The sequence below is a fragment of the Neomesorhizobium albiziae genome, from assembly GCF_900114255.1.
GTDB lineage: Bacteria > Pseudomonadota > Alphaproteobacteria > Rhizobiales > Rhizobiaceae > Neomesorhizobium > Neomesorhizobium albiziae.
Genome location: NZ_FOSL01000007.1, coordinates 88,543 through 109,656, shown reverse-complemented (window position 1 = coordinate 109,656; position 21,114 = coordinate 88,543). Strand labels below are relative to the sequence as shown.

The window sequence follows — 21,114 nt, the reverse complement described above, 5'->3', positions numbered from 1 at the left end:
TTTTCTTTCGAGACGAGTGTCACGCAACGATGCTCAGAGTTTGCCGTTGCGCTGCTGGATCATCATGAAGGTGTCGAACGTGTATTCCGAAATTTGCGCCCACAGATAGGCATCCTTCCGGAACGCCGCCTGGCTGTCATAGATTTTCTTGAAGGCGGCGTTCGAAGCGGAAATTTCGGCATAGGTCGCGTTTGCCGAATCAAAGCAGGCTGAAAGGATCTCCTGGCTGAAAGGCCGCAACTGCGCGCCACCGGCGACGAGGCGCTTCAAGGCGCCAGGGTTCTTGTAGTCGTAGCTCGCCATCATGTCGCAATTTGCCGCCTCGCAGGCCGAAGCCACCGCCGCCTGGTAGGCTTTCGGCAGTTCGTTCCACTTGGCGAGATTGACGAGCGTGTGCAATGTCGGCCCGCCTTCCCACCAGCCGGGATAATAGTAATAGGGGGCGACCTTCTGGAAGCCGAGCTTCTCGTCATCGTAGGGACCAACCCACTCCGCCGCATCGATCGTGCCCTTTTCCAGCGCCGGATAAATGTCGCCGCCGGCAATCTGCTGCGGCACCACCCCCAGCTTCTCGACCACCTTGCCGGCAAAACCGCCGATACGCATTTTCAGGCCCTTGAGGTCGGCAAGTGTATTGATTTCCTTGCGGTACCAGCCGCCCATCTGGGCTCCCGTGTTGCCGCACGCCAGGCCGTAGAGGCCCTTGGTCGCATAGAATTCGTTCAGCAGCGCGTTGCCGTCGCCATAATAGAGCCAGGCGTTCATCTGGCGGTCGTTGAACATGAAGGGGACGGCCGTCGCCAGCGCATAGGTCGGATCCTTGCCCCAGTAATAGTAGGAAGCCGTGTGGCACATCTCCACGGTTCCGGCGGCCGCGGCATCCGCAGCCTGCAGGCCCGGCACGATCTCGCCGGCCGCAAAGACCTGGATGTCGAAATTGCCGTCCGTGGATTCCTTGACATACTTCGCCATCGTCTGCGCCGCGCCGAAGATGGTATCGAGCGCCTTGGGAAAGGACGACGTGCAACGCCAGGAAATCTTCGGGGCCGATTGTGCTATTGCCGGCGCGGCGAGTGTCGCTGCTGTTGCGGCAGCACCTGCGCCGGCGGCCCCGGCCCGTTTGATGAAGGAACGACGATCCATTCTATAATCTCCCATTTATGGATCAAAAGAATGCCGGACCGATCTTTGGTGTCGGCTGCCGGCAGGGCGCAATCAATACACGGGAGAAGAAGGCTGTCCAGCAGCGCCGGAAGCAACGGCCAACACGCTTCGAAGACGCTAAAGCATCGTCTTCTTCGATTCCAGAAAGTAAATAAATTTAGCAATTTGTCCCGATTGCGTCTCAAATGAAAAGGCCCGGCGCTTTCGCACCGGGCCCCAAAAAACACGGTCGGTAAAATCAGAGTTTTCCGCCGCGCTGCTGGATCATCATGAAGGTGTCGTAGTTGTATTCCGCGACCTGCGCATTGAGGTAATAATCCTTGCGGAACGCGGTGATCGAATCCCAGATCTTCTTGAATTCGGGATTGCCGGCGGTCATTTCGGCATAGACCTCATTCGACTTGTCGAAGCAGGCAAGCAGGATTTCCTGGCTGAATGGACGCAATTGCGCGCCATTGGCCACCAGGCTCTTGATCGCCGTCGGGTTCTTGTAGTCGTACTTCTGCAGCATGTCGGCGTCCGCGGCATGTGCAGCCGTGCGCAGCAGCGACTTGTATGCCGCCGGCAGTTCCTCGTACTTCGCCTTGTTGAACATCAGGTGGACGGTCGGTCCGCCTTCCCACCAGCCCGGATAATAATAATACGGCGCCACCTTCTGGAAGCCGAGCTTTTCGTCATCGTACGGGCCGACCCATTCGGCAGCGTCGATGGTGCCCTTCTCCAGCGCCGGATAGATATCGCCGCCGGCAATCTGCTGCGGCACAACGCCGAGCTTCTCGACCACCTTGCCGGCGAAGCCGCCGATGCGCATCTTCAGGCCCTGCATGTCGGCGACGGTATTGATTTCCTTGCGGAACCAGCCGCCCATCTGCACGCCGGTGTTGCCGCCGGGGAAGCCGACAAGACCCTGGGTGCCAAGGAACTCGTTGAACAGGTCGATGCCGCCGCCGTGATAATGCCAGGCGTTCATGCCGCGCGCGTTGAGCGCGAACGGAACGGCCGCACCGAGCGCCCAGGTCGGGTTCTTGCCCCAGTAATAATAGGAGACCGTATGGCAGGCCTCGACGGTGCCGGCTGTCGTCGCGTCGGCAGCCTGCAAGCCAGGCACGATCTCGCCGGCCGCGAAGACCTGAACCGTGAAATTGCCGTCTGTCGCTTCCGACAGCATCTTCGAGAAGGTCTCGGCGCCGCCATAGATGGTGTCCAGCGACTTCGGGAACGACGACGTCAGGCGCCACGTTACCTTCGGATTGGACTGGGCAATTGCCGGGGCCGCGAGCGTGGTCGCGGCGACTGCCGCTCCGGCGCCGGTCGCACCGGCCTTTCTGATGAATGAACGGCGATCCATGAATTCTCCTCCACAGGGATTGTTTTGGCCGCCAGCCCAAGCTCTTTGCCCAAACCCGGCGCGCGGCATCGCGGCACAATACATGTTAACAAAACCGTGTCCAGCCGCGCGGCGGCACGGAAAATAACGGCCGGTGGAAATATCCGCGGCCGGCAACCAGCGCATGCAACTTTAGTTTAATCCGCCAATGCTGTGCCAAACGGCTCCGCGTCGAGGCAGTGGAAAAAAACCGCAATCGTGACTAGATTCGCCGCAAGTTCATCTTATGGCGCGCACCGGAATCGCGCCCGTTACCGAAAGCCGACCATGCATCAGCCGCTCGTTGCCGTTTCGACCGATGTCCGCCAGTTCGACAACAACACCTGGCACGCCACCCCGCAGCAATATCTCGAGGCGGCCGTCTCCGCCGCCGGCGTCTTTCCGGTCATGGTGCCGTCCTTCGGCGAGCGCCTCGATCTCGATCGCCTGCTGGCCTCGGTTGACGGTGTGATGGTGACCGGATCGAAATCCAACGTGCACCCCTCCCTTTACGGCGGCGACGCCAGCGAAGCCAACGGGCCCTACGATCCGGCGCGCGACGCCACCACTCTGCCGCTGATCCGCAAGGCGATCGAATACGGCGTGCCGCTGCTGGCCATCTGCCGCGGCATCCAGGAGCTGAACGTCGCGCTGGGCGGCTCGCTCGCGACCGAAATCCAGGACCGCGAAGGATCGCTCGATCACCGCGCGCCGGTCAGCGACGATCAGGATGAGCGCTTTGCGATCCGCCAGCCGGTGGCGATCAAGCCCGGCAGTTGCCTGGCTGGCGTGTTCGGCGCCGGTGAAATCAAGGTCAATTCGGTGCACCGTCAGGCTGTGGACCGGCTGGGCACCCGGCTGCAGGTCGAAGCCGTTGCCGAGGATGGCACCGTCGAGGCGGTTTCGGTCAGGGACAGCCGCGCCTTTGCCGTCGGCGTGCAGTGGCATCCGGAATACTGGGTGAAGTCGGACGACAACTCCGCACGGATATTCCGCGCGTTCGGCGACGCCGTGCGCGCCCATGCACTTGCCAGGACAGGCGCAAGGACGGCTGCGGAATAGGTTTCCGCAGCCCGGCTTCAGTCCGCGGCGACGAGCGAGATCAGCGCCGACGCTGGACGGAACGATTCGTATGCGACACCGTCGGCCACCGCGAAGGTAACCAGATCGTCGGTGCCGTCGCGGCTGAAAACCACCACCGCGTCGTCGCGCTCCTGCCAGAACCGCACCTTGGAAAGTCCAGGTAGCAGCCGCTCGCAATCCGCGTCCGCGCTGAGCATATAGGCTCCGTCGCCCGCTGCCTTGCCACGCACGACGGCGCAGGCGACATCGTCGCCCGACCGTAGCAGATACCGGCCTTCGCTGGACGACTGGCTGGTCTTTGCCTCCGGCGCAAGCATCGAAGCCGCCGTGGTTTCGGGCGGTTTGCCCTTTGCGACGAAAGCAGCGCCGAGCGCCAGCCCGACTGCTAGAAGTGCCGGGAAAAGTTTCATGACAGCCCCCCATCGCATTTTGCAGCCAAATGGAATCATTTGGCGTTCGCATAAATGCGGCAAACAAATCGTTGGAGCGAGTTATCGGTTCTGAAGGAACCTGAACCGCTCCAGCCCAAAATGCCGCCGGAGAGGACGATGGCGCCGCAGGGCTTAAGGGCGCATTAACGACGAAAGACAAATTTTCGCGGCGATCTCAACGGCCGGCTGGAACATTTGCAGCCAGGTGGAATCACCTGGCGTCGCACGAATGCGGCTAAACAAGCAGACAGAGCGGAATGCCCGGTTCAACTTGAATGCATTCCGCTCTAACGCTGCTTCGCCGCGACACCCGCCGTTTCAGGCACCGGCGTCAGCGGACGTCCCTCGCCGAACCATGCCAGCAGATTGTCGACGACGAGATCGGCCATCGCTTCGCGCGTATGTTTCGAAGCCGAGCCGACATGCGGCAACAGGCTGGTGTTGGGCGCATCGAGCAGCGCCTCCGGCACGTGCGGTTCGTTGGCGAACACGTCGAGACCGGCAGCGCGGATCGTGCCGTTGGCAAGCGCGGTGGCCAGCGCCGCTTCATCCACGGTGCTGCCCCGGCCGATGTTGACGAACACGCCGTTCGGGCCGAGCGCTTCCAGAACCTCCTTGCCGACCGCCTTGTCGGTTGCCGCCCCGCCTGGCGCCACCGAAATCAGGGTGTCGACCGCGCCCGCCAGACCAAGCAGCGTCGGATGATAGTCGTAAGCCACCGCCTCGACCCGGCTGCGGTTGTGATAGGCAACCGGCAGGCCGAACGCTTCCAGCCGGCGTGCGATCGCCAGGCCGATGCGGCCCATGCCGAAAATCCCGGCTCGGCGGCCGCGCAACGTCGTCCCGGTCAGCGGATAGGCGCCATCGCGCACCCACCGCCCCTCCCTCAGCCATGCCTCGGCCTTCGGCAGTTCGCGAACCGTGTTCAGAAGCAGCCCAAGTGCGGTGTCGGCGACCTCCTCGGTCAGCACGTCCGGCGTGTTGGTGACCATGACGCCCCTCTTGCCGGCATGCCTGGCGTCGACCGCGTCGTAGCCGACGCCGAAATTGGCGATGATCTCGAGATTCGGCAGTGCGTCGATGAAAGCCGCGTCGATCGTCGTCATCGCGGCGATGCCCCGCACGCTTTCAGCCATCGCGCCGGTGACCAGCCCTGCGTCCGCCCGCTGGAGGCGCACCATCCGGAAAGCGCCGTCCACCCGTTTCGCCGCATGGTCGTGCAGTCTTCCCGGCACGAGGATGGTCACGGCACTGGTGTCGCTGGTCATGATGGGACTTTCCGGGCTTTCGACAGAGGGAACCTGAGACGGCCGGATAGCGGGACCGGGAAAGTCGCCGCTTGCCTTCCCGCAGCGAGCGGGAAACTCCGGCCGCCGGGTCAGACGGAAAATCGCTGCTCGCGGATTTCCGGTCCAACCGCCAAGGTAATTCTAGCAATTGCCGGCCGAGTTGCAATCGCGGCCCGGCAATCGCAGTCTCGATCAATTCCGCTCGACGGGCTTGCCGGTCGATTGGCGCACATGCAGTTCCGGCTTGATAAGCTCCTGGCTGGCGCGCATGGCGGCGCCGTTCAGCCTGTCGAGCAGAACACGCGCGGCGCGGCGGCCGACTTCCCGCTGGCCGTTCCACACCGTGGTCAGCGCCGGGGTGGCGATGGCCGCCTCTTCGAGGTCGTCGTAGCCGGTTACGGAAACATCGACGCCAGGCACCAGCCCGGCCCGCGCAATGCCGTTCATCAGCCCGATCGCCACCAGGTCGTTCCAGCAGACCGCCGCTGTCGGCTTGTCCTTCAGCGCCAGGAACTGTCCGGCGGATTCGAAGCCGCCCTGCTTGGTGCGCGGTCCGGGAAGGCGCCAATGCGGCTTGACCTCCAGTCCGGCCGCCTGCATCGCCGCGACATAGCCCTGAAAGCGGTCGCGGCCTGTCGACGTCTGGTCGGTGCCGCCAATCATGGCGATGCGGTGGTGGCCGAGCGAAATCAGATGATTCGTGGCAAGGCCGATGCCGTAGGCATCGTCGCCCCGGAAGACCGGGACATCGGCGCCCTCGACCGAACGGGCGATCAGCACCGCCGGCAGGCCGTTTTCCTCGGCCAGCCGGATGTCCTCCGCCGGCGTACCGATCGCCGGCGACATGATCACCCCGTCGGCGCCCAGCTGCAGCAGGGTATCGATGAAGGTGCGCTGCTTTTCCAGCTGGTCGTAATGGTTGGAAAGGATGAAAGTCTGGCGGCTGCGGTCGAGTTCGCTTTCGATCGAGCGCAGAATCTCGGCAAAGAACGGGTTCATGATGTCGTGCACGACGACGCCGACGATGCCCGATCGCGACGTCCTCAGGCTGGCGGCGCGGCGGTTGTAGATATAGCCGATGGTGCGGGCATGCTCCTTGATGCGGTCGCGGGTCGCGTCGGCGACCAGCGGGCTGTCGCGCAGCGCGAGCGACACCGTCGCTGTGGAAACGCCAAGAGCATCGGCGATGGTGGAAAGCTTGATCTTTTGTGCCAGTACACCCTCCAGCCTTTGGCCGGTCGATTTAAACAGTTTAAAATCGGCTTATGCCATCGGCTGGGCTGAAATCAAAGCTTTTTCGCCAGTTCCTCGTCTTCGGTGTTTGGCGCCGTGCGGTTCTTCAGCCGCAGCCGGTGCTCCCGGTGCACGATATAGAGCCCGCTCGCCACGATGATTCCGGCGCCGCCGAGCGTGTAGCGATCAGGAAACTGGTCGAACACCACGTAACCGAAGCAGATCATCCACACCATCTGCAGGTAGGGATAAGGCGCCAGCGCCGCGGTGGTCGCTTGTCGATAGGCCTTGATTAGCAGCCAGTGACCGAAGCCGCCGTAAAAACCCAGCGACAGGAGGATGATCCATTGCAACGCGCCGTGGGGCATCGACGCGGTCGCCGGCACCGCCGGCAGCATCAGGATCACCGGCGCCAGCGCGGAATAGAAGATCAGGCTTTCCGGCGTCTCCGTCGCTCCCATCGAACGCGTCATGATCACGTAGAACGAATAGCTGAGCATTGAGCAGAGCGCGAAGACGTGGCCCATCTCGAAGCTCGCCACGCCGGGCCGGGTGATCACCAGCACGCCGACAAAGCCCGCGGCGATCGCCAGCCAGCGCCGCCAGCCCGCCCATTCGCCGAGCAGCGGCCCGGCAAGCGCGGTGATGACCATCGGCGCGAAGAAGAAGATCGACATCGTCTGCGCCAGTTGCAGCGTGTTCAGGGCCAGAAAGTTGAAGAAGGTCGAACCGAACAGGAAAACGGCGCGCAGGACCTGCAGCGGCAGGCTGTGGGCGCGCAGCATCCGGATGTTCGTCCACGGTCGGAACAGCACCACGAAAAGCACGACATGCACGGCAAAGCGCATCCAGGAAACGAAGGGCGCCGCCATGCCGCCAAGCACCAGATATTTGGCGCTGGCATCGAGGAACGAAAAAAGCAGGCCGGCGCCGATGACCAGCAGGATCGCCGACGCCGGCGTGGCGCTTTCCTGTGAATTGTTCTGAGCGGTCACGAAGGGGGAAGTCCGTATGCCGGCTGTGGTCGCCACCGTCTTGGCGGCTCAAGTTCGAAACCGCAAGCTGAAAGCGCGGAGAGCCGGCTATTCTTCCGTCTCGGGTTCGTCGTCGATTTCGACGGCCTGGCCGTTGGACAGGTTCGCCTCGACCCGCGACAGCAGCTTCGCCAGCGCCTTCTGGTCCTTCTTGTCGAGACCCTTCAAGGCCTGCTTCTCGGTCTTGCGCACCGATTTCTCGATGGCCCTGATCGCTTCCGTGCCCTTCTCGGTCAGGAATATATGTGCCTGGCGAGCGTCCGAATCGGAGGCCTTCTTGTCCAGAAAACCCTGCACCTGCAGGCGGTTGATCGTCTTGGTGATGGTCGGCGGCCGAACCCCGAGACGCCCCGCCAGTTGGCCGGGCGTCTGCCCGTCCTCATGGTCGAGCGCCAGCATGATCTGGTCCTGCCCGGCATAGAAGCCGTGGTTGAGCAGCCGCGCCGCAAGCGCGGTTCTGGAAAGCCGCGCTGCGGATTGCAGCCGGCTCATCGTAGCACCCCTGTCTGCCTTGGCCATCGTTTCCTTCTCCGACGAACCGGCGGCCACCTTGAGCATGGTCCGCCATGACTTCATTGGCAATCGACGATTGCCGCGCGTCGCCTCGCCAGCATTACTCTTTGCCGGCAACCGAACCGCTTGCATGCGCAGCTAATGCCAGATGCACATTTCAATTAGATGACAAACGAAACTGTCGCGTTTTTCCTTTCGACTGGCGGGCTGGCTGAAGCGTTATGCCTCAAGTTTTCTTTTGCCGCTTCCCAAGAGATGTTCCGGCGTCTACGACTTTCGACGTAGGTTCTTTCCGATGGGCCAAGATCGAGAAGACTCAATTTTCCAACCCGGCCGGAAGTGTCGCGATTTCTTTCCATGGACATGGGTGCGGGGTCTGACAACGGCCGGCTTTCCTGCGTGCAAAAGCCAGGACGCCGCCCTATATGGAGCCCATCATCAGGATTTACGACTTTGAAGGTGCATCGATGAGCGAAGTTCAGACGCAGATTCCCGTGACCGTCCTCACTGGCTATCTCGGTTCCGGCAAGACAACGCTGCTGAACCGCATTCTGTCTGAGAATCATGGCAAGCGGTATGCTGTTATCGTCAACGAATTCGGCGAGATCGGTATCGACAACGACCTGATCGTGGAATCCGACGAGGAAATCTACGAGATGAACAACGGCTGCGTCTGCTGCACGGTGCGCGGCGACCTGATTCGGGTCGTCGAGGGCCTGATGCGCCGGCCCGGTCGCTTCGACGCCATCGTCGTCGAGACCACAGGTCTGGCCGATCCTGTTCCGGTGGCGCAGACATTCTTCATGGATGACGATGTGCGCTCGAAGACCAAGCTCGACGCCGTGGTGGCGCTGGTCGATGCCAAGCACCTGCCGCTGCGCCTGAAAGACAGCCGCGAGGCCGAGGACCAGATCGCTTTCGCCGACGTGGTCGTGCTCAACAAGACCGATCTCGTCAACGACGAGGAACTGCGCAACGTCGAGGCGGCGATCCGCGCCATCAATCCCGCGGCGAAAATCCATCGTACGACGCGGGCCGGGGTGGCGCTGGACGAGGTGCTCGACCGCGGCGCCTTCGATCTCAGCCGTGCGCTGGAAAACGACCCGCACTTCCTCGAAGCGCACGATCACGACCATGACGACCATCATGATGATGACCATGACCATGACCATGATCATCATCACCATGACCACGGCGTTTCGCCGATCCACGACGTGACGGTGCAATCTGTCTCGTTGCGCGGCGGCGAGATGGATTCGAAGAAGTTCTTCCCCTGGATCGAGAAGATCACCCAGGCCGAGGGACCGAACATCCTGCGCCTGAAGGGCATCATCGCCTTCAAGGACGATCCGGACCGCTATGTCATCCAGGGTGTCCACATGATCATCGAAGGCGATCACCAGCGCGCCTGGAAGGATGGCGAGAGCCACGACAGCCGGCTGGTGTTCATCGGCCGCGAACTTGATGCGGAAAAGCTGAAGCGCACCTTCGAGGCCTGCCAGGCGGCTTAGAGCATTTTGCAGCCAAATGGAATCATTTGGCGACCGCATAAATGCGGCAAGACAAATATTTAGAGCGAGTTATCGGTTCTGAAAGAACCAGAATCGCTCTAGTCTCGCGCCTACTCATTCCGCCCGCACGTACTTTTCCTCCCGCGATTAGCGGCCGAGGGAGAGCGTCGATGTCGAGCCCTCTCCCCGTGCCTGACGGGAGAGGGTAAGGGTGAGAGCAGCTAAAATCCCGAATCGACGAGTACCCTCATGCCCACAGTCGCCCCACTCGATCTCGACGGACATTGCGTTGCCGCCGCTTTCGTCGACGACATCCCGTTTTTCGCGCTCGCCGACGGCATGGTGCACTGGCTCGACCATGGCCAGGAATCCCTGAAACTGCACGATGGGCTGCTTTCGGCGACGACATCGGCCAAAAACGACCGGCTGATTTCGGGTGGCGAGGACGGCAAGGTCATGGGCTTGACCTCCGCAGGCGTTGCGGAGGAATTGGCCGGGATCGGCAGGAAGTGGGTCACATCGGTGGCTGCCGGCCCGCAGGGCGCGCTCGCCTATGCCTCCGGCCGCAACGCCTGGGTGCGTTTGCCCGATGGCAAGGTGAAGGAATTCGTCCATCCCCGCTCGGTCGAAGGCGTCGCCTTCTCGCCGAAGGGCATGCGCATTGGCGTTGCCCGCTACAATGGCGCAACGCTGCATTTTCCCGCCGCCGACGGCAAGCCGACCGAACTGCAATGGGACGGCGCCCACACCGGCATCACCTTTTCGCCTGACGGCAATTTCCTCGTCACCACCATGCAGGAGAACGCTTTGCATGGCTGGAAGCTGGCCGACGGCAAGCATATGCGCATGACCGGCTACCCCGCCAAGGTGAAGTCCATGTCATGGAGCGCCAAGGGCAGATGGCTGGCAAGTTCGGGCGCACCCGCCGCGATCGTCTGGCCGTTCCAGAGCAAGGACGGCCCCATGGGCAAGGCGCCGCTCGAACTCGGCACCCGCGGCAATCTGATGGTGACGGCGGTCGCCTGCCATCCCACCGACGAGATTGCCGCGATCGGATATGCCGACGGCATGGTGCTCGCCGCGCGTTTCGCCGACCAGAAGGAGGTGCTGTTGCGCCGCCCTGGCAAGGGCGCCATCACCTCGTTGGCCTGGGACCGGGAAGGCCGCCGCATCGCGTTTGGAACCGAGCCCGGCGATTGCGGCGTTGTCGACATCACCGCCTGATCATCAACCCGCCCGGCCTCGGATTTGAGGCTCCTGAGCCAACGCTCCCCCGTGCGGCGGCCAATTGCGGCCGGCAACGGCGACTGGTTAAAGTGCCGCGCGAAGAGGGGGATTGAATGAGCGTCGGCGAGAACTCGGGCGGCATGATCGGCGGCATCGATGCCCGGCGCATAGCGGCGTTGCGCGCTGACGAGGCGGAAATCTTCCGCCGGGCGCGGCCGAAGTCGCAGGCGCGAACCGGCAACGGCATTGCCGGCTTCTTCGGCGGCGTGCCCATGCACTGGATGACCGACTGGCCGACGCCTTTCCCCATACTGGTCGACAGCGCAAGAGGCGCCACCATCACCGATGTCGACGGCAACCGGCTCGACGATTTCTGCCTCGGCGACACCGGCTCGATGTTCGGCCATTCGCCAGCGCCCGTCGCCCGCGCCATCCGGCGGCAGGCCGGGCGGGGCCTGACCTACATGCTGCCTTCCGAGGATGCACTGGCGGTCGGCGCACTTCTCCAAGAGCGGTTCAGCCTGCCCTTCTGGCAGATCGCCACGACGGCCACCGACGCCAACCGTTTCGCGCTACGCGTGGCCCGCGCGATCACCGGCCGCGAGAAGATCCTCGTCTTCAACGGCTGCTACCACGGCTCCGTCGATGAAACGATGGTGCGGCTGGTCGACGGCAAACCAGTTAACCGCCCCGGCCTGGCCGGCGAGTTCCGCGACCTCACGCGCGGCGCGAAGGTGGTCGAATTCAACGACCTGGGGGCGTTGCGGGCAGCGCTGAAAGACCGGGACGTCGCTTGCGTCATCACGGAGCCGGTGTTGACCAATTCCTGCATGGTGTTGCCCGAACCCGGCTTCCATGAGGCATTGAGACGGCTCACCCGCGAGACAGGCACGTCGCTTTTGATCGACGAGACGCACACCATATCCACCGGGCCTGGCGGCTATACCAAAACCCACGGGCTTGAACCCGACCTGTTCGTTCTCGGCAAACCGATCGCCGGCGGCGTTGCGGCCAGCGTCTGGGGCATGAGCGAGGAGACCGCCTCGCGCTACGCCGCCTACATCCGCACCAAGGAACCCGGCTACTCCGGCATGGGCACCACGCTGTCCGCCAACCCGCTGCAATTTTCGGCGATGCGCGCAACACTGGAAGAGGTGATGACCGCCGAAAACTATGCGCGCATGGACCGGCTCGCCGCGCTGCTGGAGCGTGGTTTGAAAGCCGCGATAGCGCGCAACCGCCTGCCCTGGCACGTCATGCGGGTCGGCGCCCGCGTCGAATTCATCTGCGCGCCCGGCCCCTTGCGCGACGGCGCCGAGGCGGAAGCCGCCCACGCGCCGGCGCTCGAGGCCGCCATCCATGTGGCGCTGGTCAACCGCGGCGTGCTGATTGCGCCGTTCCACAACATGATGCTGGTTTCGCCCGCCACGACGAGGGCCCAGATCGGCCGTCTGGTTGCGGCTTTCGGCGATGTTGCGGCAAAGCTTGCGGCATGAGAGAAGCGTGGCAGCCATTAATGCATGTCGCCCGAAAGTGTCCTCGGTTTCGGGAGAAACGACATGCACAACAACAAGCTACAGCGTGGCCGCCGAATCCCATTCGGCGCGACGCGCTGTAAGAGCAGCATCATGAATTCCCCATCAGGTTCGACTGTCGACGAAGCGAAGGCGTTTCTGGACTCCCATCCGGACATCGAGGCCTTCGACATCCTGCTCACCGACACCAACGGCGTCGGCCGCGGGAAAATCATCCGCCGCCATGAGTTGCTGTCCATCTACGAGGGCGGTCGCCACATGCCGATCTCGATCCTCGGCCTCGACATCACAGGCGAGGATGTCCACGAGACAGGCCTGATCTGGGATTCGGGCGATGGCGATCTGCGCGCCTGGCCGATCCCCGGCACGCTGAAGCCGCTTTACGGCACCGACCCGGCCCGCGGCCAGGTGCTGCTGTCGATGTATCATCTCGACGGTCAGCCGATGACGTCGGACCCGCGGCATGCTCTGGCACGCCAGATCGAAGCCCTCGCAGCCAGGGGCCTGCATCCGGCCGGCGCCTTCGAGCTGGAGTTCTTCCTGCTCAAGAACGAGCGCGATGGCGAGGGCCGGGTGCAGCCGGCAAGCGCTGTGCTCGACGGCCGGTCGAGCGGCAAGACCGAGGTCTATTCGGTCGACCATTTGCACGGCATGGAACCGCTGTTTTCGGACATTTATGCCGGTGCGAAGATGCAGGGCATTCCGGTCGAGACGCTGATCTCCGAATATGCGCCGGGCCAGTACGAGCTGACGCTGCACTACCGCAAGGACGTGCTTCAGGCTGCCGACGATCTGATCCTGCTGAAGCGGCTCGTCCGCATGCAGGCTCGCCGCCACGGCGTCACCGCCTGCTTCATGGCCAAGCCGATCGAAAAATATGCCGGCTCGGGCATGCATTTCCATGTCTCGATGCTGGATGCCGCTGGCAAGAACATCTTTTCCGAGGAGGTTGCCGGCGCCTGGAACCCCGCGATCCTCAACGCGATAGGCGGCCTTGCCGCAACCATGCCGGAATCGATGCTGATCTTTGCCCCGCACGCCAATTCATGGCGGCGTTTCGTTGCCCAGTCCTATGCGCCTCTGGCCCCGACCTGGGGCGTCAACAACCGTTCGGTCGCGTTGCGAATCCCTGCAGGCGACGTGAAGAACCGCCGCATCGAGCACCGGCCGGCCGGTGTCGACGCCAATCCCTACCTGATCGCCGCGACCGTACTGGCAGCAATCGCCAAGGGCCTCGACGAAAAGCTCGACCCGGGCGCGGAGACCACCGGCAACGGCTACGAGAGCGCGCCGAAGCTTGCCGACGCGCCGTCCGACTGGCGCTCGGCGATCGAGGCAGCCAAGGCATCGTCTTTCCTCAAGCAAGCGCTGGGCGAAGACCTGCATCGCACCTTCACCGCCATCAAGCAGGCGGAATACATGCGTGTCGCACGCACGGTCAGCGAGCTGGACTACCACCTTTATCTGCATGAGGTGTGACCGGCACGGTTTCGCTCGTGCATGATCTCCCCTTGTGGGTGGGGAGATGGCCGGCAGACCAGAGGAAGGCACGACGGAACGCAAGCACTCCGCCCGATTTCTTCTTGACCCATCTCGCCTTTCACCAAAGTCACGGCATGGATCCTCGGGTCAAGCCCGAGGATGACGAAGTTGAAAGGTTGACGGCAATCACCAACGTTGGCGATTGGCGGTGCACTCCCTCCCTTCGTCATCCTCGGGCGAAGCAGGAGCGAAGCTCCGTCGCGCAGACCAGAGGATCCATGCCGTGACCGCCGCGACGTGTGGAACGGTGCAGAACCTCCCTACAGGCGGAGCGAAGGAGCTGGCCGCAAACGCCTCAGTCCCCCTCTCCTCGTCCTTCACGGGGGGTGGGGGCTGTTTTCGTCCAAGGCGAAAAAATGCTCCGGTCTAAGTGTCTGAATCAAAAAGCGGCAGGCCGAGGCGAAAATGGTGATTTCGAGAACCGGAGCGCAGCGTACATTTGGGTACGTGAGCACCGGAAGCGGAGAAATTGCCATTTGCAGCCCGGCATGGCGACTTTTGGGTCAGACACTAACGAATCAGGATCGCCCTCAAATCGTTCACGTTCGTTCCGGTCGGGCCGGGCACGAACAGATCGCTCACGGCGTTGAACGCCGTCCAGGCGTTGTTGCCGGCAAGCATGGCCTTGGCATCGACGCCGGCCGCACGCATGCGCGCCACCGTCGTCCCGTCTGCAAAGGCGCCGGCGTTGTTTTCCGAACCGTCGATGCCGTCCGTGTCGGCGGCGAGCGCATCGATACCTTCAACGCCATCGATGCCGATGGCGAAGGCCAGCAGAAATTCGCTGTTGCGGCCGCCTTTTCCCTTGGCGCGCAAGGTCACCGTCGTCTCGCCACCGGAAAGGATCAGCACCGGCTTGTTGAACGGCCGGTTGCGCGTCGCGACCTCGCGCGCGATTCCCGCATGCACGGAACCAACGTCGCGCGCCTCGCCTTCGATGGAATCGGAAAGAATGATCGCCTGGATTCCCTCTCTGGCGGCGAGTGCTGCCGCCGCTTCCAGCGACACCGCCGCCGAGGCGATCAGGTGCACCTCATTGCCGGCGAAAACCTCGTCGCCGGGCAATGGCGCATCGGCTGCCGGCGAATTCAGATGCGCCATCACCGCCGCCGGCAGTTTCATCCCGTAGGTGGAAACGATCGCCAGCACGTCCTGGCGGGTGCTTTGGTCCGGCACCGTCGGGCCGGAAGCCACCAGCGCCGGGTTGTCGCCCGGGATATCCGACACCACCAGCGAGACCAGCTTCGCCGGATAAGCAGCTGCGGCAAGGCGTCCGCCCTTGATCGTGGAGACATGCTTGCGCACCGCGTTCATCGCGGCAATGGGTGCGCCGGAAGCCAGCAGCGCCTCGTTGACCGCTATTTCATCCGCCAGGGTCAGATCGCCGGCAGGCGATGGCAAAAGCGCCGACCCACCACCCGAGATAAGCGCGATCACCAGGTCGTCCGCCGTCAGCCCCCGTACCGTCTCGAGCAACCGTTTCGCGGCAGCGAGCCCGGCCTTATCCGGTACCGGGTGCGCGGCCTCGATCACCTCGATCCGCTCACATTTGGCGGCATAGCCATAGCGTGTCACGACGACGCCCTCGATCGGTCCGTCCCAGGCTTTCTCGAGTGCTGCCGCCATCTGCGCCGAGCCCTTGCCAGCGCCGATGACGATCGTGCGCCCCTTCGGCTTTGGCGGCAGGTGATTGCGGATCGTTCGGTCGGGGTCGGCCGCCGCAACGGCGGCGTTGAAAACAGACGTCAGAAAAGGCTTGGGATCAACGTTCATGACAGTTGGTCTGCCTCCTTACGGAGAGTGATGAGTGGTTGTTGAAGATAACGAACGGCCAACAATTTGGCTTTCCGAACGACAAGCACCGGGAGCCTGGCGAAGAGCAGTGTTCTGCGGAAGGAGAAACGCTGAACACCATCGATGGCTCGAACCGCTATGCCCGTGCCGTCGGATCGGCGGTCAACGCCAGCTTCCCGGCGTCAAGCCCGAGATGTTCGGCGAGCACCGCCACGATGATCTCGTGATCCTGCCGCTGTGGCAGCCCGGAAACCGCAATGACGCCGACCGCGCCGACGCCCTTCACCCTGACCGGAAAACCGCCGCCGGCCAGCACGAATTCCGACGGGTCGAGCCCATGTCCGGGCGGAAACGTCTTGTCCTCCCGTCCTTGCTCCAGCCCCATGCGGTAGGTGCTTTTGTGAAACATCTTCACCACATTGCGCTTGCGCCGCGCCCAGTCGGCATTGGAGCTGGTCGAGCCTGGAAGTGCGGCATAGAAAAGCGGCCGGTCCCAGAGCTGGATGTCGATGATGATCGGCAGCTTGTCTTTCACCCCGCGCTCGCGCAGCGCCGAACCGATGGCAAAAGCCCGCGCTTCGTCGAAATGATCGAACACCAGAGCTGCTTCCTGCGCAATAATTCCGGCGATGTCGTCAGCGGTAGCCATTTTTTACCCCTCCAGGTAGGAACGCTGCTTCGCATAAAGCCGGCCCGCTGCCAACACCGTGACCGCCGCAGAAACGGATCAGGCGACGCCGGTTGTCGACATGACACTCTTGGCGGGTTTACCAGCGACATAGACTTCCCTGACAGACCGATCGTCGCCCAGCGTCTGCAGCAGGAAGAGTTCTTCAGCCAGCGTCTTCACGGTTTCCATCCGAAGCCGCATGCCGGGTGTGGCCTTACTGTCCAGCACCACGATATCGGCGTCCGTGCCGGCGTCCAGCGTACCGACCTTGTCGCCGACCGAAAGCGCTTCGGCGTTGCCGCGGGTCATCTGCCAGAACGAGGCGAACGGGTTGAGCTTCTCGCCATTGAGCGCGATCACCTTGTAGCCTTCGTCCATCGTTCGCAGCATCGAATAGTTGGTGCCGCCGCCGACATCCGTCGCCGCGGCGATGCGCAGCGGTTTTTGCCGCGTCCGGTAGCGCTGGTAGTCGAAAAGCCCCGAGCCGAGAAACAGATTCGAGGTCGGGCAGAACACTGCCACCGAACCGCTTTCAGACAACGCATCGGCTTCGCGCTCGGAAAGGTGGATGCAGTGTCCGAGCAGCGCTTTCCTGCCCAGCAGCCCGTAGTGCTCGTAGACATCCGTATAGTCGCGCGACCACGGATAAAGCTCCTGGGTGAAGGCGATTTCCTTGTCGTTCTCCGACAGATGCGTCTGCATGTGCAGGTCAGGAAATTCGCGCATCAGCGCGCCGGCCATCTCCATCTGCTCCGGCGAGGAGGTGATGGCAAAGCGTGGCGTCACAGCATAGAGCTGCCGGCCACGCCCATGCCATTCCCGGATCAACCCCTTGGTGTCGTCATAGCCCGACTGCGGCGTATCGAGAACGCCGTCGGGGGCGTTGCGGTCCATCATAACCTTGCCGGCGATGTTGAGCATGTTGCGGTCGTGCGATTCGGCGAAGAATGCCTCGGCCGACTCCTTGTGCACCGAACAATAGGCCGCCACGGTGGTTGTGCCGTGCCGCACCATCTCGTCGAGGAATAGCCTGGCGATGCGCCGGCCATGCTGTGTGTTGGCAAATTTCGTCTCTTCCGGAAACGTATAGGTGTTCAGCCAGTCGAGCAGCTCGGCGCCGTAGGAGGCGATCACCTGCATCTGCGGAAAATGCACATGCGCATCGATGAAGCCCGGCAGCAGCAGATGCGGCCGATGGTCGACTTTTTGGACACTTTCGCCGGCTTGCCGCGCCACGTCGGCGTAGGCGCCTGCCGCGATGATGCGGCCGTCGCGGATCAGCAGCCCGCCATCTTCTTCATAGGTATAGGAGGCATGGTCGTCGACGCCGTCGGGCCAGCGCAGAAAGGTCAGAGTCCGGCCCCTGAGCAAAGTATCGGTCATTTGTCTGCTCCGGCCTATTTCCGCGCTTCTTCAAACCAGGTGGCAAGCAGTTGCCGTTCTTCCGGCGTCACACCAGTCACGTTGCCGGGCGGCATGGCATGGCTGCGCCCGGCTTGCAGGTAGATTTCGCGCGCATGTTCGGCAATCGCCGCGTCGGTCTCCAGGATCACTCCCTTGGGAGCCTGACGGATGCCCTCCCAGCCGGGCTCGGCGGCATGGCACATCGCGCAGCGGCCAAGCACGGTGTCGCGCACGGCCGGAAAATGCGTCGAGGCGATAAACGCCCCGTTCGCGGCCGATACCTTCGGTTCGCCGGTCAATATTTTCGGCACGGTCGACAACCACATGATGACGATGAACAGGATGCCGGCGGCCAGCCATGTCCAGGTTGGATTGCCTTTGCGGGCATGCATGGTGTTGAAATAGTGCCGGATCAGCACACCGATCATGAACACCAGCGACGCGATCACCCAGTTGAACTGGGTGCCGAACGCCAGTGGATAGTGGTTCGACAGCATCAGGAACAGCACCGGCAGCGTCAGGTAGTTGTTGTGCAGCGAGCGCGTCTTGGCGATCTTGCCGTATTTCGGGTCCGGCTTGCGGCCGGCGATGAGGTCGGCCACGACGATCTTCTGGTTGGGAATGATGACCAGGAACACGTTCGCCGACATGATGGTGGCGGTGAAGGCGCCAAGGTGCAGGAACGCGGCGCGGCCGGTGAAAAGCTGCGTGTATCCCCAGGCCATGAACACCACGATGGCGTAGAGCACCAGCATCAGCAGGGTATCGTTGTTGCCGAGCGGCGATTTGCACAACAGGTCGTAGATCAGCCAGCCAAGGCCAAGCGAGGCCAGCGAAATCAGGATCGCCACGGGCGCCGAAACGTCGAGCACATTCGGATCGATCAGGTAGAGGTCGGCGCCGGCGTAATAGACGATGGCGAGCAGCGCGAAGCCGCTCATCCAGGTAGCGTAGGATTCCCATTTGAACCAGGTCAGGTGCTCAGGCATTTCAGCCGGCGCCACCAGATATTTCTGGATGTGGTAGAAACCGCCGCCATGCACCTGCCATTCCTCGCCATGGGCGCCGGCAGGCAGGCCGGGACGCTGGCGCAGGCCGAGGTCAAGCGCCACGAAATAGAAGGATGAGCCGATCCAGGCGATTCCGGTAATGACGTGCAACCAGCGTACGCCGAAGCTTAGCCAATCCCAGAAAATCGCAAAATCGTTCATGGCTGCCTCCGTCCCGACCGGCGCTTGAATGCGGGTTTCGATTGTTGCGGTTTGCAGCCTGAACGGAAAGAGGAGACGTGCACGATGACTTTCAAAAAAAAATGGAAAATACTGGCCCATCATCCTGGCTGAACGCCGCCTACGCAACCCCGGGTACGCATGGCTTATCTCGACAACATCGCCGTCTTCGTCCGCGTCGTCGAACTCGGCAACCTTTCAGCCGCCGGCCGCGACATGCGCATTTCGCCGGCAGTCGCTTCAAATCGCATCAAGGAACTGGAAAAGCACCTCGGCGTGCGCCTGTTCAACCGCACCACCAGGCAGTTGATGCCGACCGAGCAAGGGACGGTTTTCTACGCCGGCGCCAAGCAGGTGCTGGAGGCAATCGTCGAGGCCGAAGCCGCGGTCAGCGCGCTGTCCGGCCAGCCGCGCGGTTCGATCCGCGTCACCGCGCCGCTTGGCCTCGGTCGCCGGCTGATCGCCTCCGGCATCCCGGATTTCCACGACAAGTACCCCGACATAGAAGTCAGGCTGCGGCTTTCCGACCACAATGTCGATATCATGAAGGAGGGCATCGATGTCGCCTTCAGGCTCGGCCTGCTGGAGGATTCCAGCCTGCGCATGCGTGGCATCATGGAATGCGAGCGGGTGCTGGTCGCTTCGCCGAAATATCTGGAAGCGCGCGGAGAACCGGCCGATCCGAACGACCTGATTTCAAAGAAGCACGATTGCCTGATGCTGCGCTTCCCCGGGTCGAAGGAATTTTACTGGACCCTCAACACGCCTGCCGGCCCGATGAAGTTCGAAGTTCACGGACCGTTCGACAGCGACGACGGCGATGTCCTCACCGGCTGGGCGCTCGCCGGCCGCGGCATCATCAACAAGCCGCGTTTCGAGGTCGAGCCGTTCATTCGCGACCAGCGCCTGAAGGTCATCCTTCCCGCCACCCCGCCAACACCGGTGCAGTTTGCCGCGGTATACCCGCACAAGAAGTTCCAGGATCCGAAGGTCCGGCTGCTGCTCGATTTCATGGCGGAGCGCTGCCAGCGGCTGATCAAGGATCTGCTGGCCGGACGGTAGGTTTCAGGCAGTGCAAATTTGACGCAGCGCCTTTCGCCGGCAACCTTCGCACCTAAATGGTTGCAGGGGGCACGGATCAGTTCGCGGCGCGGCTCTCTTCCCGATGGCTCCGCGCCGCGGGCTTTGCCGCGGCGTGGAGAACCAGCGCCGTCATCATCTCGGCTGCAGCAAGGGCGGCGATCACTTGCGGCCGCTTGTCCTTTACCGCGTCACCGCCGATCGGCGAAACGAGACGTGAAAATTCCTGCTCGGTGCCGCCCGCGGTCTTCAGGAACCAGCTCTTGAACGTCGCCTTCTTGGTCTGCGAACCGATCATGCCGACATAGGCCGTATCGCCCCGCTTCAACGCTTCCGCCACGATAAGGAAATCGAGCGCGTGATCATGGGTGAGCACTGCAAAAGCAGAGCCGGCTGGCGCCTCCCGCACCACTTCCTCGGGCAACGGGGTCAGCCGCGTTTCGACAGCCTCAGCAATACCTTCCAGTTCATCTTCCCGCGTCTCGATCACGACGGCGCGGACTGGCAGCAGCGACAACGCCTCGGCCAGGGCCTTGCCGACATGGCCGCCGCCGAAGATGTAGATATGCGGCGACTTCCCTTCTTCCGATTCCGCAACGGCAACCAGTTTGGCGAGGATTTTCTCGTCGGCCAGTTGGATCAGCACCTCGACACGGCCGCCGCAACACTGGCCGATTTCTGGTCCGAGCGGCACGTCGAGCGTGGCGCAGACCTCGTGGACATCGATGGTGGCGCGGGCGCCCTTCCCGCTCGAGCGAGGCGATGTGCCCAGCATCTGCCTGGCTTTGTCGATTGCCATGTATTCGAGCTGGCCGCCTCCGATGGTGCCATGGATCGCCGAGGGCGACACAAGCATCCACGCGCCTTTTTCGCGCGGCGTGGAGCCCTTTGTTCCCGCGACCTCGACCAGCGCAACGGGGCCGTGCGCGGCTAAAAAGGTCCGGAGGTTTTGCAGTTTTGAGGTCATGGTCGCATTCCCGCCTGGGAATATAGCAGTTTCCGTCTCGAT

Annotated in this window: 18 protein-coding genes; 6 read left to right on the top strand and 12 right to left on the bottom strand. The window is 62.8% G+C overall.

Going from position 1 to position 21,114, the window contains the following annotated elements; translation table 11 throughout:
• Window positions 1-33 precede the first annotated feature (33 nt).
• A complete protein-coding gene (locus tag F3H98_RS13675; protein ID WP_149760705.1) occupies window positions 34-1,143 on the bottom strand; it encodes a TRAP transporter substrate-binding protein in 1,110 nt (369 codons plus the stop codon).
• A 259-nt stretch (window positions 1,144-1,402) separates the two neighbouring features.
• On the bottom strand, window positions 1,403-2,512 hold the full coding sequence (locus F3H98_RS13670) for a TRAP transporter substrate-binding protein (protein WP_149760704.1): 1,110 nt from the start codon (window positions 2,510-2,512) through the stop codon (window positions 1,403-1,405).
• 306 nt (window positions 2,513-2,818) lie between these two features.
• On the opposite strand from F3H98_RS13670, the gene F3H98_RS13665 reads away from it, so the two are divergent.
• Complete coding sequence (locus F3H98_RS13665; RefSeq protein WP_149760703.1) at window positions 2,819-3,592, top strand: gamma-glutamyl-gamma-aminobutyrate hydrolase family protein; 774 nt, start codon at window positions 2,819-2,821, stop codon at window positions 3,590-3,592.
• Between the two features lie 17 nt (window positions 3,593-3,609).
• Here F3H98_RS13665 and F3H98_RS13660 read toward each other — a convergent pair whose 3' ends face one another.
• The 5 genes from F3H98_RS13660 to F3H98_RS13640 all read right to left on the bottom strand — a co-directional run bounded on the left by F3H98_RS13660 (window position 3,610) and on the right by F3H98_RS13640 (window position 8,119).
• Complete coding sequence (locus tag F3H98_RS13660; protein WP_149760702.1) at window positions 3,610-4,023, bottom strand: hypothetical protein; 414 nt, start codon at window positions 4,021-4,023, stop codon at window positions 3,610-3,612.
• A gap of 308 nt (window positions 4,024-4,331) precedes the next feature.
• The gene (locus tag F3H98_RS13655; RefSeq protein ID WP_149760701.1) at window positions 4,332-5,312 is read right to left on the bottom strand and encodes a 2-hydroxyacid dehydrogenase; all 981 of its coding nucleotides are present in this window, start codon (window positions 5,310-5,312) and stop codon (window positions 4,332-4,334) included.
• A gap of 213 nt (window positions 5,313-5,525) precedes the next feature.
• Window positions 5,526-6,548, bottom strand: coding sequence for a LacI family DNA-binding transcriptional regulator (locus F3H98_RS13650; RefSeq protein WP_149760700.1), 1,023 nt, complete (start codon window positions 6,546-6,548; stop codon window positions 5,526-5,528).
• 71 nt (window positions 6,549-6,619) lie between these two features.
• Entirely contained in the window at window positions 6,620-7,561 is a 942-nt protein-coding gene (locus F3H98_RS13645; RefSeq protein WP_244621717.1) for a DMT family transporter, read from the bottom strand.
• Window positions 7,562-7,648: 87 nt separating this feature from the next.
• Window positions 7,649-8,119 carry a MarR family winged helix-turn-helix transcriptional regulator gene (locus tag F3H98_RS13640; RefSeq protein WP_149760821.1) on the bottom strand — a complete coding sequence of 157 codons (471 nt, stop codon included), beginning with the start codon at window positions 8,117-8,119 and terminating at the stop codon, window positions 7,649-7,651.
• A 461-nt stretch (window positions 8,120-8,580) separates the two neighbouring features.
• Here F3H98_RS13640 and F3H98_RS13635 point away from each other — a divergent pair, with 461 nt between their 5' ends.
• From F3H98_RS13635 to F3H98_RS13620, 4 genes are all read left to right on the top strand, one after another.
• Window positions 8,581-9,624: a CobW family GTP-binding protein gene (locus tag F3H98_RS13635; RefSeq protein ID WP_149760699.1), complete on the top strand. Its 1,044-nt coding sequence runs from the start codon at window positions 8,581-8,583 to the stop codon at window positions 9,622-9,624.
• Window positions 9,625-9,873: 249 nt separating this feature from the next.
• Window positions 9,874-10,848, top strand: a complete 975-nt coding sequence (locus F3H98_RS13630; protein ID WP_149760698.1) for a WD40 repeat domain-containing protein — start codon at window positions 9,874-9,876, stop codon at window positions 10,846-10,848.
• Between the two features lie 116 nt (window positions 10,849-10,964).
• On the top strand, window positions 10,965-12,347 hold the full coding sequence (locus tag F3H98_RS13625) for an aspartate aminotransferase family protein (RefSeq protein ID WP_149760697.1): 1,383 nt from the start codon (window positions 10,965-10,967) through the stop codon (window positions 12,345-12,347).
• A 132-nt stretch (window positions 12,348-12,479) separates the two neighbouring features.
• Window positions 12,480-13,865, top strand: coding sequence for a glutamine synthetase family protein (locus F3H98_RS13620; protein WP_149760696.1), 1,386 nt, complete (start codon window positions 12,480-12,482; stop codon window positions 13,863-13,865).
• Between the two features lie 573 nt (window positions 13,866-14,438).
• Here the strand turns inward: F3H98_RS13620 and F3H98_RS13615 are convergent.
• The 4 genes from F3H98_RS13615 to F3H98_RS13600 form a co-directional block, all read right to left on the bottom strand.
• Complete coding sequence (locus F3H98_RS13615) at window positions 14,439-15,701, bottom strand: glycerate kinase type-2 family protein (RefSeq protein WP_149760695.1); 1,263 nt, start codon at window positions 15,699-15,701, stop codon at window positions 14,439-14,441.
• Between the two features lie 157 nt (window positions 15,702-15,858).
• The gene (locus F3H98_RS13610) at window positions 15,859-16,371 is read right to left on the bottom strand and encodes a heme-degrading domain-containing protein (protein WP_149760694.1); all 513 of its coding nucleotides are present in this window, start codon (window positions 16,369-16,371) and stop codon (window positions 15,859-15,861) included.
• Window positions 16,372-16,449: 78 nt separating this feature from the next.
• Window positions 16,450-17,775, bottom strand: coding sequence for a guanine deaminase (gene guaD / locus F3H98_RS13605; RefSeq protein WP_149760693.1), 1,326 nt, complete (start codon window positions 17,773-17,775; stop codon window positions 16,450-16,452).
• 14 nt (window positions 17,776-17,789) lie between these two features.
• The gene (locus F3H98_RS13600; RefSeq protein ID WP_149760692.1) at window positions 17,790-19,007 is read right to left on the bottom strand and encodes a urate hydroxylase PuuD; all 1,218 of its coding nucleotides are present in this window, start codon (window positions 19,005-19,007) and stop codon (window positions 17,790-17,792) included.
• A 159-nt stretch (window positions 19,008-19,166) separates the two neighbouring features.
• Between F3H98_RS13600 and F3H98_RS13595 the strand changes: the two genes are divergently transcribed.
• On the top strand, window positions 19,167-20,087 hold the full coding sequence (locus F3H98_RS13595; RefSeq protein WP_149760691.1) for a LysR family transcriptional regulator: 921 nt from the start codon (window positions 19,167-19,169) through the stop codon (window positions 20,085-20,087).
• A gap of 76 nt (window positions 20,088-20,163) precedes the next feature.
• Here F3H98_RS13595 and xdhC read toward each other — a convergent pair whose 3' ends face one another.
• Window positions 20,164-21,072 carry a xanthine dehydrogenase accessory protein XdhC gene (gene xdhC / locus F3H98_RS13590; RefSeq protein WP_149760690.1) on the bottom strand — a complete coding sequence of 303 codons (909 nt, stop codon included), beginning with the start codon at window positions 21,070-21,072 and terminating at the stop codon, window positions 20,164-20,166.
• Window positions 21,073-21,114 lie beyond the last annotated feature (42 nt).